At 34.4% G+C, this 13390-nt stretch carries 15 protein-coding genes; 9 read left to right on the top strand and 6 right to left on the bottom strand.

Annotated elements, in window-relative coordinates; translation table 11 throughout:
- Nucleotides 1–48: 48 nt before the first annotated feature.
- Nucleotides 49–2109, bottom strand: a complete 2061-nt coding sequence (locus QLQ95_RS16735; protein ID WP_482500700.1) for a S9 family peptidase — start codon at nt 2107–2109, stop codon at nt 49–51.
- A 144-nt stretch (nt 2110–2253) separates the two neighbouring features.
- Between QLQ95_RS16735 and QLQ95_RS16730 the strand changes: the two genes are divergently transcribed.
- The gene (locus tag QLQ95_RS16730; protein WP_095930897.1) at nt 2254–2574 is read left to right on the top strand and encodes a YbaB/EbfC family nucleoid-associated protein; all 321 of its coding nucleotides are present in this window, start codon (nt 2254–2256) and stop codon (nt 2572–2574) included.
- Between the two features lie 87 nt (nt 2575–2661).
- On the opposite strand, the gene QLQ95_RS16725 is transcribed toward QLQ95_RS16730, so the two are convergent.
- Nucleotides 2662–3681 (bottom strand): threonine aldolase family protein, encoded by a 1020-nt coding sequence (locus QLQ95_RS16725; RefSeq protein ID WP_427872990.1) that lies wholly within the window; start codon nt 3679–3681, stop codon nt 2662–2664.
- A 151-nt stretch (nt 3682–3832) separates the two neighbouring features.
- Here QLQ95_RS16725 and prfB point away from each other — a divergent pair.
- The 3 genes from prfB (at nt 3833) to lpxD (ending at nt 6812) form a co-directional block, all read left to right on the top strand.
- Nucleotides 3833–4931 (top strand): peptide chain release factor 2 gene (prfB, locus tag QLQ95_RS16720; protein ID WP_482500697.1). Its coding sequence is split into 2 segments (ribosomal slippage): nt 3833–3895 and nt 3897–4931, totalling 1098 coding nucleotides; the frame shifts between segments, so codons are not numbered across the junction.
- A 103-nt stretch (nt 4932–5034) separates the two neighbouring features.
- The gene (gene msrB, locus QLQ95_RS16715) at nt 5035–5481 is read left to right on the top strand and encodes a peptide-methionine (R)-S-oxide reductase MsrB (RefSeq protein WP_095930900.1); all 447 of its coding nucleotides are present in this window, start codon (nt 5035–5037) and stop codon (nt 5479–5481) included.
- A gap of 332 nt (nt 5482–5813) precedes the next feature.
- Nucleotides 5814–6812 (top strand): UDP-3-O-(3-hydroxymyristoyl)glucosamine N-acyltransferase, encoded by a 999-nt coding sequence (gene lpxD, locus QLQ95_RS16710; protein WP_320492427.1) that lies wholly within the window; start codon nt 5814–5816, stop codon nt 6810–6812.
- Between the two features lie 50 nt (nt 6813–6862).
- Here lpxD and QLQ95_RS16705 read toward each other — a convergent pair whose 3' ends face one another.
- The 4 genes from QLQ95_RS16705 to QLQ95_RS16690 form a co-directional block, all read right to left on the bottom strand.
- Complete coding sequence (locus QLQ95_RS16705) at nt 6863–7069, bottom strand: hypothetical protein (protein ID WP_095930902.1); 207 nt, start codon at nt 7067–7069, stop codon at nt 6863–6865.
- Between the two features lie 4 nt (nt 7070–7073).
- On the bottom strand, nt 7074–7385 hold the full coding sequence (locus tag QLQ95_RS16700) for a DUF3817 domain-containing protein (RefSeq protein WP_095930903.1): 312 nt from the start codon (nt 7383–7385) through the stop codon (nt 7074–7076).
- Nucleotides 7386–7387: 2 nt separating this feature from the next.
- Entirely contained in the window at nt 7388–7846 is a 459-nt protein-coding gene (locus QLQ95_RS16695; protein WP_095930904.1) for a hypothetical protein, read from the bottom strand.
- Nucleotides 7847–7915: 69 nt separating this feature from the next.
- Complete coding sequence (locus QLQ95_RS16690) at nt 7916–8506, bottom strand: TetR/AcrR family transcriptional regulator (RefSeq protein WP_482500694.1); 591 nt, start codon at nt 8504–8506, stop codon at nt 7916–7918.
- Nucleotides 8507–8693: 187 nt separating this feature from the next.
- On the opposite strand from QLQ95_RS16690, the gene QLQ95_RS16685 reads away from it, so the two are divergent.
- The 5 genes from QLQ95_RS16685 to hemN all read left to right on the top strand — a co-directional run bounded on the left by QLQ95_RS16685 (nt 8694) and on the right by hemN (nt 13380).
- On the top strand, nt 8694–10322 hold the full coding sequence (locus QLQ95_RS16685; protein WP_095930906.1) for an acyl-CoA carboxylase subunit beta: 1629 nt from the start codon (nt 8694–8696) through the stop codon (nt 10320–10322).
- A 123-nt stretch (nt 10323–10445) separates the two neighbouring features.
- On the top strand, nt 10446–10868 hold the full coding sequence (locus QLQ95_RS16680) for a DoxX family protein (RefSeq protein ID WP_095930907.1): 423 nt from the start codon (nt 10446–10448) through the stop codon (nt 10866–10868).
- Nucleotides 10869–10963: 95 nt separating this feature from the next.
- On the top strand, nt 10964–11311 hold the full coding sequence (locus QLQ95_RS16675; protein WP_250835544.1) for a hypothetical protein: 348 nt from the start codon (nt 10964–10966) through the stop codon (nt 11309–11311).
- Between the two features lie 107 nt (nt 11312–11418).
- Nucleotides 11419–11895, top strand: a complete 477-nt coding sequence (locus tag QLQ95_RS16670) for a hypothetical protein (RefSeq protein WP_095930909.1) — start codon at nt 11419–11421, stop codon at nt 11893–11895.
- A gap of 120 nt (nt 11896–12015) precedes the next feature.
- Nucleotides 12016–13380 carry an oxygen-independent coproporphyrinogen III oxidase gene (gene hemN, locus QLQ95_RS16665; protein ID WP_320492423.1) on the top strand — a complete coding sequence of 455 codons (1365 nt, stop codon included), beginning with the start codon at nt 12016–12018 and terminating at the stop codon, nt 13378–13380.
- Nucleotides 13381–13390: the final 10 nt, after the last annotated feature.

Genomic DNA, 13390 nt, shown 5'->3' with positions numbered 1-13390 from the left:
TTTCTAAATTAACCTTGATAGGTTGCAAATTTAACAAAAAATTTCTAATTAGCTTTTAATTTTTTCTAAATCTAATAAAAAACTAAATTCTTTTGCTAAGTCTTTTAAAGCCTCAAAACGTCCCGAAGCCCCGCCATGACCTGCATCCATGTTGGTATCTAAAAACAAAAGTTTATTATTTGTTTTCAAATCTCGCAATTTCGCAACCCATTTAGCTGGCTCCCAATATTGTACCTGCGAATCATGAAGACCAGTAGACACATACATATTAGGATATTCTTGTGCTTTTACGTTATCGTAAGGCGAATACGACAACATATAATCGTAATATTCTTTCTTGTTTGGGTTCCCCCATTCGTCATACTCTCCAGTTGTAAGCGGAATACTGTCGTCCAACATCGTGGTAATTACGTCTACAAAAGGCACCTGAGCGATAACGCCATTATACAATTCAGGAGCTTCATTTACAATCACTCCCATTAAAAGTCCTCCAGCAGATCCTCCCTCAGCATAAAGATGTTCAGGAGAAGTATACTTTTGGTCTATTACAAATTTAGAGCAATCGATGAAATCTGTAAAGGTATTTTTCTTTTTTAACAGTTTTCCGTCTTCATACCATTGTCTTCCTAAGTCCTCGCCTCCTCTGATATGCGCAATAGCATAAACAAATCCGCGGTCTAAAAGTGATAATCTTGTTGAAGAAAAGTACGTATCCATCGTAATTCCGTATGAACCGTATGCATAAAGCAACAACGGATTTTTGCCATTTTTCTCCAACCCTTTTCTGTAAACCATCGAAATAGGCACCTTTACACCATCTCTGGCTGTTGCCCAAACTCTTTCTTCTATATAATTGTTCTTATCAAATTTCCCTCCTAAAACCTCTTGTTCTTTCAAGATTTCTTTGGTTTTAGTCTTCATATTAAAATCAATTACAGAAGACGGAGTTGCCAATGATTGATAACTGTAACGCAAAATATCGGTATCAAAATCAACATTGGTTGTGGTGTACGCATTATACGTTTCACTGCCAAAAGGAAGATAATAATCTGGCTCATCGCCCCAAGGCATGATTCTGATATGATTTAATCCGTTAGAACGTTCTTCTACGACTAAATAATTCTTAAAGATTTCAATATCTTCCAACAAGACATCTTCTCTATGCGGAATAAGATCTACCCAGTTTTTCTTTCCTGTTTTACCTTCAGGCGTTTTCATCAATTTAAAATTGGTCGCCTTATCTTTATTGGTTAGAATATAAAAAGAATCTTCGTAATGAGAAATACTGTATTCTAACCCGCGTACACGAGGCTGAAAGACTGTAAATTCTCCATCTGGATTACTTGAGTTTAGAATTCTATATTCTGTCGTCAAAGTACTCCCAGAACCAATTACAATATATTTTCTTGATTTTTCTTTACTGATCGACACATTAAAAGTATCATCAGTTTCATCAAAAACCAAAACATCATTTTCAGATGCAGTATTTAATTTATGTCTAAAAACCTTATCGGCTCTCAACGTAACTTGATCTTGTCTCACATAAAAAATAGTACTGTTGTCATTTGCCCAAACTGAAGCTCCTGTAACATTTTCTATTTTATCCGCCAAGATTTCACCAGTCTCTAAGTTTTTTACTTGAATCGTATAAATTCTTCTTCCAACAATATCTACTCCAAAACTAGCAAATTTGTTATCTGGACTAATGCTTAAACCACCTAATTTGAAATAAGCGTGTCCTTTTGCCATTTCGTTACAATTAAAAAGAATTTCTTCTTCGGCAGAAAGGCTTCCTTTTTTTCTAGCAAAAATTGGATAATCCTGCCCTGTTTCGAAACGTGTAATATAAAAATATCCGTTATAGAAATAAGGAACAGAAGAATCGTCTTCTTTAATCCTTGCTTTCATCTCTTCAAACAGACTATCTTTTAAATTTCGGGTATGAAAAGTCATGCTTTGGTAATAAGCATTCTCCTTATTTAGATAATCAATTACTTCAGAATCCTCTCGGTCATTAAGCCAGAAATAGTTGTCAATTCTAGCTTCTTTATGTTTTTTTAATGTCTTTGGAATTATTTTAGCCTTTGGGGCCGATATATCATTTTGCATTTATTGAGCATTAATTTTTAAATATGAAGACGCAAAAATAGCACAAACCCAACAGAACAGAATTAATTTTTTCTTAAATTATTCTATTGAATTCACACAGCAATATAGTAATTTTGTCTGAAATAATTTAAAAAATCAACAAAAATGGATTTAATGGGAATGATGGGCAAACTTAAAGAAACCCAGCAAAAAATTGAAGATACTAAAAAGCGTTTAGATACTGTTTTGATTGATGAACAAAGCGCTGACGGATTATTAAAAGTTACTATCACTGCAAGCAGAAAAATAAAATCGCTTTCTATTGATGATTCTCTTTTAGAAGATAAAGAGCAATTAGAAGACTATTTAATTGTAACGTTAAATAAAGCTATAGAAAAAGCAACAAGTGTAAACGAAAAAGAATTAGACGCTGTAGCTAGAATGGATATGCCGTCTATTCCTGGAATGGATAATTTGTTTAAATAAGATTCTAAGAAACTAAGATTCTAAGTTTCTGAGTTTTCCCTATTGAAGACTTAGAAACTTAGAATCTTAAAAACTTAGTAACTTTCTCTAAAACTTCGAAAGCGTATCTATTACATACGTATGCATCACTTCTTTATAATCTAAATGTGTTACAATACGAAGTTTGTTATGCCCTAGCGAACTTATCAATATATTTTTCTGTTTTAATTTTTCGATTAGCAATTGGTCGCTGTAACCTTCTGCAAGCGAAAAAATCAAAATATTGGTTTCAACGGGTTCAATAGATGCAATCCAAGGTTTTGTGCTTAAAATCTTTGCAATTTCTTTCGCTCTGCGATGATCTTCTGCCAATCTTTCGATATTATGAGCCAAAGCATATAATCCTGCCGCAGCCAAATAACCAACTTGACGCATTCCTCCACCCAATATCTTCCTGATTCTCAACGCTCTGTGAATATCAGCTTTACTTCCAAGCAGTACAGAACCAATTGGAGCACCTAATCCTTTAGACAAACAAACTGAAATTGTATCGAAAATTGCTCCAAATTCTCTGGGATTCTGTCTTTTAGCCACTAATGCATTCCAAATTCGAGCACCATCTAAATGAAACTTCAAATTATGAGCATCACAGACTTTTTTTATCTCTCTTAAATCTTCTAATTCGTAACAAGCGCCACCACCTTTATTAGTTGTATTTTCTACACAAACCAAACTCGTAAGCGGACTATGATAAAACTCTGGATCGTTTATTGCGGCTTTTACTTGCGCAGCAGTTATCATTCCGCGATTTCCATCCAATAAACAGCAAGAAACACCGCTATTAAAAGAAACTCCTCCACCTTCATAATGATAAACGTGAGCATATTTATCTGCAATTAATTGTTCTCCAGGCTGCGTGTGCAGTTTAATTGCAGTCTGGTTTGCCATAGTTCCAGACGGAAAAAAAAGTCCAGCTTCCATACCAAAAAACTCCGCTGTTCTATTTTCTAATTCAATCACCGTTGGGTCCTGTTTGTATACATCATCGCCGACATGAGCGTTAAACATATACTGAAGCATCTCATAAGTAGGCTTTGTTATGGTATCGCTGATTAAATTTATTTCCATATTCTAAAAACTATATCTTATTTTTGTATGCAAAATTACGTATTACAAATAGTTATTCTGGGCAAGTTTAATAAAATTTAACTCGCTCGTTTCTATAGACCAAATTAACGTAATAATTCTAAAAAACATATAAAAACCTATTAATTAATTTATGACAACAGCCGAACAAGTAAAAGGTATTGTGGAGCGCCTTGGTGCGTTGAGGAGGTATCTTTGACGTCGATGCTAAACTAATCGAGATTGCAAACGAAGAAGAAAAAACTTTCGCTCCTGATTTTTGGAACAATCCAAAAGAAGCAGAGAACATTGTAAAGAACCTTCGAAACAAGAAAAAATGGATTGAAGATTATGACAAAGCCGTATCACTTACAGAAGAATTACAGCTGGCTTATGATTTTTACAAAGAAGGAGAGCTTACTGTAGAGGAACTAGATGAACAATATGAAGCGGCACAAGCACATATTGAAAATATCGAGTTCAAAAACATGCTTTCTGATGAAGGCGACAGTTTAAGTGCGGTAGTTCAAATTACTGCAGGAGCTGGTGGAACTGAAAGTTGCGATTGGGCAGGAATGCTGATGCGTATGTACATGATGTGGGGAGAAAGCTATGGCTACAAAATCAAAGAGCTTAACTTTCAAGAAGGCGACGTGGCTGGAATTAAAACCGTAACTTTAGAATTCGATGGAGATTATTCTTTTGGATATTTAAAAGGAGAAAATGGTGTTCACCGTTTGGTTCGTATTTCGCCTTTTGACAGTAATGCAAAACGTCATACTTCTTTCGTATCGGTTTATGTTTATCCATTAGTTGATGATAGTATCGAAATCGACATTAATCCTGCCGATATCGAAATCACAACTTCTCGTTCGAGTGGTGCTGGTGGACAGAATGTAAATAAAGTTGAAACTAAAGTTCAGTTAGTTCACAAACCAACTGGAATTCAGATTCAATGTTCTGAAACCAGATCTCAGCAAGACAACAGACAACGTGCCATGCAAATGCTTCGTTCTCAATTGTATGAAATCGAATTGAAGAAACAGCAAGCGCAACGTGCTGATATTGAAGCTGGAAAAATGAAAATCGAATGGGGTTCGCAAATTCGTAATTACGTTATGCAACCTTATAAATTGGTAAAAGACGTTCGTACAGGTTACGAAACCAGCGATGTGGACGGTGTAATGAACGGAAATATCGATCCATTCCTTAAAGCCTATCTAATGATGATGGGACAGAAGGAAGAGGAATAGTATTCAGTGGTCAGTGTTCAGTGTTCAGTTTTTTTTTTAGTGGTCAGTTGCAGTAAACTTGAAACCTGAAACTTTAAACTTTAAACTTTAAAACAAAAAAGTTATGATAAAATGGGCAGATGTAATTCATTTTACAAATAAAGGAAATCCAACTCCAGACAAAAGAGTGGAGAAAACGGATGAAGAATGGAAACAAATTCTAACTCCAGAAGAATTTCAGGTTACACGTTTAAAGGGAACTGAAAGATCTTTTAGCTCAGAAATGTGCAGTTTATTTGAACCTGGAATTTACGAATGTAAATGCTGCGGCACTTTATTGTTTGATGCCAGCGAAAAGTTCGAATCTGGAACAGGATGGCCCTCTTTTACACAACCCGTAAAAGAAAATGCGGTTGGATATCACGCCGATAGATCTCACGGAATGATCCGTGTTGAAGTAACCTGTAATGTTTGCGATTCGCATTTAGGCCACATTTTTCCTGATGGTCCGCCTCCAAGTGGCTTACGCTACTGCATTAACGCAGTTTCTTTATCAAAAATCAAAGAATAATACATCAAAAAGCGGTTCATTAAAACGAATCGCTTTTTTTATTAAACCCTCACTATAAATGATTTAACAAAACAAATGTAAGCGATAACCTAACAATTAAATTATTTATTTTCTATACTCACTTTTCAATTATTCTACACAAAATACCCAAGCGTCTATTACTCAATTTATTAAAAAACCCTCATTAAATTAATACACTGAATGTTAATTTTGTAAAAATTACCATCTTATTTTAAACATTTATTAAGAAACGTGAAAAAATAATTAGGTAATTAAAATCTAATTCATTTTATTTGGCAAAAAATAACCCTTTAGTCGATTAAAATTTGTCAATGAGATCCTATTCAATTCAAGAAATTAGCGAAGTTATTAATGGTGTAATTTACGGCAGTACTTCACAAAGCGTAACTGCAACAGAACAATTAGAAAAAGCAACGACTTCGGAAATCTCATTTATCGGAAATAAAAAATACGAAAAATACTGGTCGACATCTAATGCTTCCATTGCAGTTGTAAACGAAGATATTTCAATAGAGCCTGGAGAGAACCGCGCTTTTATAAAAGTAAAAAATGCCGATTTGGCAATGTCACAAATCCTTGCCCTTTTTGCTCCCCCTGCCCCAATCTTTCATAACAACATTCATAAAACAGCCACTATAGACGAAACCGCTATAATTGGTGAAGGCGTTAAAATTGGCGCTGGCTGCTACATTGGCCCAAAAGTAGAAATTGGCGCTAACACCGTAATTTATCCTAACGTGACCATTTTAGACGAATGTACAATCGGAAGAAACACGATTATCTGGTCTGGAACCGTTATTCGTGAACGTTGTCATATCGGAAGCGAATGCATCATTCATCCAAATGCAACAATTGGTGCAGATGGTTTTGGATTTCGTCCTTGCACAGAAAAAGGATTGGTAAAGATTCCGCAAATTGGAAATGTTATCATTGGAAATGGAGTTGAAATTGGCGCAAATTCTTGTGTTGACCGAGGAAAATTCAGCTCTACAATTCTTGGCGACGGATGCAAAATTGACAATTTAGTTCAGATTGGACATAATAGCAAATTAGGCAAGTTCTGCATTATGGCTGGAAACAGTGGTTTAGCAGGTTCTGTAACCTTAGGAAACGGAGTTATTATTGGCGGAAGCGCTTCTATAAAAGACCACACTACAATTGGAGATGGTGCCATAATTGGTGCCGGATCTGGCGTTACTGGAGATGTTCCTGCAGGAAAAACAATGTTGGGATACCCTGCCGTTGAAGCTCGTGATGCTTTAAAACAATGGGCTTTGCTTAAACAAATGGTTTGCATTCCTAAAAAATAATTCAATTTTATTTATAAAAAAACATCCGCAAAAGCGGATGTTTTTTTGTTTTATAAAGCTTCACATTCAAAGCCAATAACTTTCATCAGGAAAATTACTTTTTCGATGATATCATCTTTACATTCAAATCTGAGAATATTATCACGATCTTCAAGATCAAAATTCCATTTTGAATCTGGAAACAAGCGATTCAGTTTTGGCGTAACTTTCTTCACTTTCGAAATGCTGTCAACATTTGTTTTGAATACAAAAATCATGATTTTACCCGTTTTTAATCTTACTTAAAATTTTAGAATCAATATAAAAAGTACCAAAGGGAATTATACAAGCTAAAAGCACTTTCCATGTTGTAGTTGCAAACTTCCAGTTCTGCTCTACTCCAACGCTTATTGTATTAAATACAAAAAGTAGAAATAAAGCTCCATGAATGGTTCCTACTGGCCTGGTCAAAAATGGCATTTCAAAAATATATTTCATGGGCATTGCTATAAAAAGCAAAATCAAAAGTGAAGTTCCTTCGAGAAATCCAATAATTCGTAAACGTCCGGTATTGGTGTGAAATAAATTTTTCATAATTATCTAAAATAAGGTCGGTTAGCAAGAGGTGAAAATGGCCACGGAATGGCAATAAAAATTATTATTAAAGCGATAGAAAACCAAATAAGCATGGTTTTAAATTTCTCTTTGTCAGAAAGTTTTCTTTTGGCTAAAGCAGATCCAATTGTTATAAAAATAATCGCTACAAGCATTAAAGTAATATGAATAATTCCGAAGAAAGAAGCATCCAGATTTTGAACAGCATCTTTATAATTTCTCCAAAAATATTTCACAATTGGACTTTGCACATATACCAATATTCCAAAGAGAAGCTGAATATGAGCAATTGTGGCTGTCCAGTGTCTGAGGAGATTATCCTTTTTGGTAAAAGGAAGTTTTTGAGAATAACCTTTGTAAGCAATAAAAATAGAATACAATAAGCTTACTAATACAAGCCACCTCACAAATGAATGGCCTTCTAAAAGTGTTTGATACATTGTTTTTTGATTTAGACAATGCAAATATATTCAAAAACATACTAATTGGTATGTTTTTGAATATTAATTTTATTTCAAACCATTCAAATAAACATTAAGTTCCTTTAAATAAACTAGATAAGAAGAATTATCGTTCTGAAGTTTCCCGAAATTTCGTATTCCCCAATAACCAGATAAGATAAAAAATGCTACTTGTTCACCAACGACATCTTTACGAATTAAACCTGCTTCTTTTCCTTTTTCAATTGAATTGATGATGGTTGCCTTCCATAAATCAACCAATTCGGCTAAAGCTTCACTGAATTTAGTATTCCATGGCGTCATTTCCTGAGTAAGATTTCCAACTGGACAGCCGTATTTTACCTGCAGGAAAGGGTCTTCAAGCAACAAATATGAAATCATATTATAAAAATCTTCAATAGGATTTTGCGAGGCTTCTGTGGGCTTTATGAAATGTTCCTGCATCGTTGGTTTTAGAATTTCTTCAATAATTGCAACTCCCATTTCATCTTTCGTTTTAAAATGATAGTAGAAAGCACCTTTTGTTACTTGAGTTGTCGCAATAATTTCATCAATACTAGTGGTTTGATACCCTTTGGTATAAATCAATTCAAATGCTTTATGTAGAATTGAAAGTCGTGTATTTGCCGCTTTTGACATAAAAAATACTAATTAGTATGAAATAACAAATTAAAGAAAAATAATTGAGTAATCCTTCTCGCCCTACTTTTGAAAAATACAATGAAAAAACATTTGCAAGCTATTTCTTAAATTCGTGAAGCTACTCATTTATTTCAATTGATTTTGTAAATTAGCCAACACTATTTTATCAAATCAATACTACATCATGGATTTAAACTTCAATAAAAACGAAGATCACAATAAATTACTTCTTTCTGAACTAAAACAAAAATTCGCCAAAGTAAAATTAGGCGGAGGCGAAAAAAGAATCGAAAAACTGCATGCTGAAGGTAAAATGACCGCTCGCGAAAGAATTGCTTATTTATTGGATGAAAATTCTAAAAGTATTGAGATTGGAGGGTTTGCTGGAGAAGGAATGTACCCAGAACATGGTGGCTGCCCTTCTGGAGGTGTTGTGGTGAAAATTGGCTACATCAAAGGCAAACAATGTATTGTAGTTGCCAATGATGCAACTGTAAAAGCCGGAGCTTGGTTTCCGATTACAGGAAAGAAAAATCTTCGTGCGCAGGAAATTGCGATGGAAAACCGACTTCCTATAATTTATCTTGTAGACAGTGCAGGAGTTTATCTGCCAATGCAAGATGAAATTTTTCCAGACAAAGAACATTTTGGACGTATTTTTAGAAACAACGCTCAAATGAGCAGCATGGGCATTACCCAAATTGCTGCCGTTATGGGAAGCTGTGTTGCTGGCGGAGCTTATCTGCCAATTATGAGTGACGAAGCTCTAATCGTTGACAAAACGGGAAGTATTTTCCTTGCTGGAAGCTATTTAGTAAAAGCTGCTATTGGAGAAACAATAGACAATGAAACTTTAGGTGGTGCGACAACACATTGCGAAATTTCAGGCGTTACCGATTATAAAGCCAAAGACGATAAAGATGCTTTAGATAAAATCAAAAATATTGTAGATAAAATTGGTGATTTTGATAAAGCAGGCTATAGCCGAATCAAATCGGAAAAACCGGCATTAGAACCAAATGACATTTACGGAATCCTTCCAAAAGCCAGAACCGAACAATACGATATGATGGAAATCATTAAGCGTCTGGTTGATAATTCAGAATTTGAAGCTTACAAAGAAGGTTACGGACAATCTCTAATTACAGGTTATGCCAGAATTGATGGCTGGGCTGTAGGTATTATCGCCAACCAAAGAAAAGTGGTGAAAACCAAAAAAGGAGAAATGCAGTTTGGCGGTGTTATTTATTCTGACAGTGCCGATAAAGCTACTCGTTTTATTGCCAATTGCAACCAGAAAAAAATTCCATTGGTGTTTTTACAAGATGTTACTGGTTTCATGGTAGGTTCAAAATCTGAACATGGCGGAATTATTAAAGACGGTGCCAAAATGGTAAATGCTGTAAGCAATTCAGTTGTTCCAAAATTTACAGTTATTGTCGGAAATTCATACGGAGCAGGAAACTATGCTATGTGCGGAAAAGCTTATGATCCTCGATTAATATTTGCATGGCCAAGCGCAGAACTTGCTGTAATGGGTGGAACTCAAGCGGCAAAAGTATTAGCACAAATTGAAGCTTCTTCGCTTAAAGCAAAAGGAGAGAAAGTCGATGAAGCCAAAGAAACAGAGCTATTCAATAAAATAAAAGCACGTTACGACGAGCAGACTTCTCCTTATTATGCAGCCTCAAGATTGTGGACAGACGCAATTATTGATCCATTAGAAACCCGCAATTGGATTTCAATGGGAATTGAAGCTGCAAACCACGCTCCTATTCAAAAACCATTCAATTTGGGAGTCATTCAAGTTTAGTAATTTAAGAATTCTTAAAGAAACATTAAATTAAAAGCAAGAAGCTTATTTTCAATATGTTAAAAATAAATATTTAATTAAAAATTAGTAACTTAGTAATGTAATTTTTAATCACACAACATCATGGAAAATGTAAAAAGTTTGAATAAATGGGCAAATTCGCACACTTATTTACCAGTTGATTTAGTACGTATTGTTTTGGGTGGATTTTTATTTATGAAAGGTGTCTCTTTCGTCACCAATATTCAATATCTGCATGATTTGATTTCCCCTATCGATAAGTATGGCGGAGGTATGTTTATGCTACATTACATTGCTCCTGCCCACATGATTGGTGGTATAATGATTATTTTTGGACTTTTAACCAGATGGGCAATTGCAGCTCAATTACCAATTTTATTCGGAGCCGTTCTCATTAACTTTATGGGACAAATGCACTCCGAAAGTTTAGTTTTAGCATTAATCATTTTATTTGTCTGCATCTTCTTCCTATTCTATGGAAGCGGTAAACACTCGGCAGATTACTATTTTAAAATGCAACAATAACTCTTAAGCCCCCATTTTATTGGGGTCTTTTTTTTGAGTGTTAATTAATTCTATAAAATTTCTTTAATTGCGTTTTATGACTTAAATTCGCCGGCATGAATTGGATTCGTAAAACCGTTATTTTCATTACGCTTTTGCTAGCGGGATTGTTTGCTTATCAGGCAGACCAAGCTTCTGCACGCATAATCGAAACAGAAAAATCGGATACCAATTTCTGTAAAGACGTTTTAGATTCTTCTGCATTTATACAACCACAGGGAAGTTATCAGTTTGCGGCAAACATCAAAACAAATCCTAGCGGAATTATTAAATGTTTTGACACGCTATTACCGTTAATCCCACAGCATCAAACCGTTACTTATAACACAGCATATACTAAACTCTTTACTACTCAAAGTAAAAAGGTCTCAGTCATACTTTATGCTTTCCATTTTTTCTGGTAAATAAATACTTGATTTTTCCCTAGAAGATTATTCTTCTAGCACTTAATTAGCCGTTTTCAAACTGAAAACCGCTTTGTATATCATTTATTTATTTCATTAAAAACATCATGGAAACTACTACCACCATTATGGGTATTGTGATTCTGATTATTGTCGCTATCCCAGTATATTTTTCTGCGCGCTCATCTGCAGCTAGTAAATCAAGAATTTTAAACATCAAGAAAAGATTCAATCCAAATCATCCAGAAGATTTTGATTTGACAGAATCAATCAATAATAAGACTTTAACGATTGATCAGAAAAACAATAAATTCATTTTGATGAATTTCAATCCAAATCAACAGGAATCAACCTATGTCGACTTAAATACAATTGCTTCCAGCAAATTAATTCCGACAACAGATGCTGGTTCAGATACAATTATCAAAATTGATTTCGAGTTTCAAGAAAAAGAAACATCCAAAAAAATATTAATTCCATTCTATGATTTTGATGATGACCGCATCAAACAGATTAGTGTCTATCAAGATCATCAGTTTGCGAAAAAATGGCTTAAAATCATCCAAGATTCTATATCACGTTAGTTATTTAATTCAGTAAAGAGACTCAATTTTGGGTCTCTTTTTTTTTACAAGTTATATGATATTTGTCATTTTATGTCTTCGCCTTAAGTTTTAATTTTGATGAAAACTAAATCCGTCGTTATGAAAATTTCTTTGACACAAAAGTACAATGTCCCAGGTCCAAGATATACTAGTTATCCCACAGTTCCATATTGGAACGAAGCTGACTTTACATCAGAAAAATGGATTACTACTTTAAAACAATCATTCTCAGAAAGCAATTCAAAGAACGGAATCAGTTTATACATTCACCTGCCTTTTTGCGAAAGCATGTGCACTTTCTGCGGATGCAACAAACGTATTACTAAAAATCATTCAGTAGAAGAGAAATACATTCAGGCAGTTCTTAAAGAATGGAAAATGTATTGTGATTTACTTCCAGAAAAGCCCGTTATTAAAGAAATACATTTAGGCGGAGGAACTCCAACATTCTTTTCAAAAGAAAATCTGGAGAGCCTTATAAACGGAATTTTTAAAAATGCTGTGAAAGCAGCAAATCACGAATTTAGTTTTGAAGGACACCCAAACAATACAACTTACGAACAGCTTAAAAAACTTTACGAATTAGGCTTTCGCCGAGTAAGTTTTGGAGTTCAAGATTACTCTGCAACTGTTCAAAAAGCTATAAATAGAATTCAGCCATTTCATAATGTTGCCAAAGTAACTTTTTGGGCAAAAGAAATTGGCTACACATCAATTGGACACGATATTATCTTTGGACTTCCGTTTCAAACTATTGAAGATGTAATCGATACAGTTGAAAAAACCAACTCATTAAAACCAGACAGACTAGCATTTTACAGTTATGCGCACGTACCTTGGATAAAAGGGAATGGACAACGTGGTTTTAATGACGAAAATCTACCTAAAGATTCGGAAAAAAGAAAACTGTATGAAATTGGTAAAAAACTTTTAATTCAAAACGGTTATCATGAAATTGGCATGGACCATTTTGCTTTAACAGACGATAGTTTATATAAAGCCGCACATAATGGAAATCTGCACAGAAACTTCATGGGCTATAGTGCTTCTAAAACGCAGGTTATGATTGGACTTGGCGTATCTTCTATTAGCGACAGCTGGTATAGTTTTGCACAAAATACCAAAAGTCTAGAGGAATATTACGAGATTTTAGAGTCTGACCAACTTCCTGTTGTAAAAGGTCATATTTTGAGCGCTGAAGATCTAATCATTAGAAAACACATTCTGAATTTAACCTGTGAATTGGAGACTTCCTGGAGTGGAGAATCTCTAAATTTTGCCGAACTTCCTGAGGTTATAATTGCTTTAAAAGAAATTGAAAACGATAATTTAATTGTTGTTGAAAGTAATAAAATCAAAATTACAGAAGAAGGAAGACCTTTTGTACGTAATATTTGTATGGCTTTTGATTTACATCTAAAAAGAAAGTCACCGGAAACAAATTTGTTTTCGATGACCGTATAAAATCTTTTTA

The organism is Flavobacterium sp. B330r (assembly GCF_056824325.1).
Note: the sequence above shows the minus strand (reverse complement) of the source record. Positions and strands in the feature narration are given on the sequence as shown.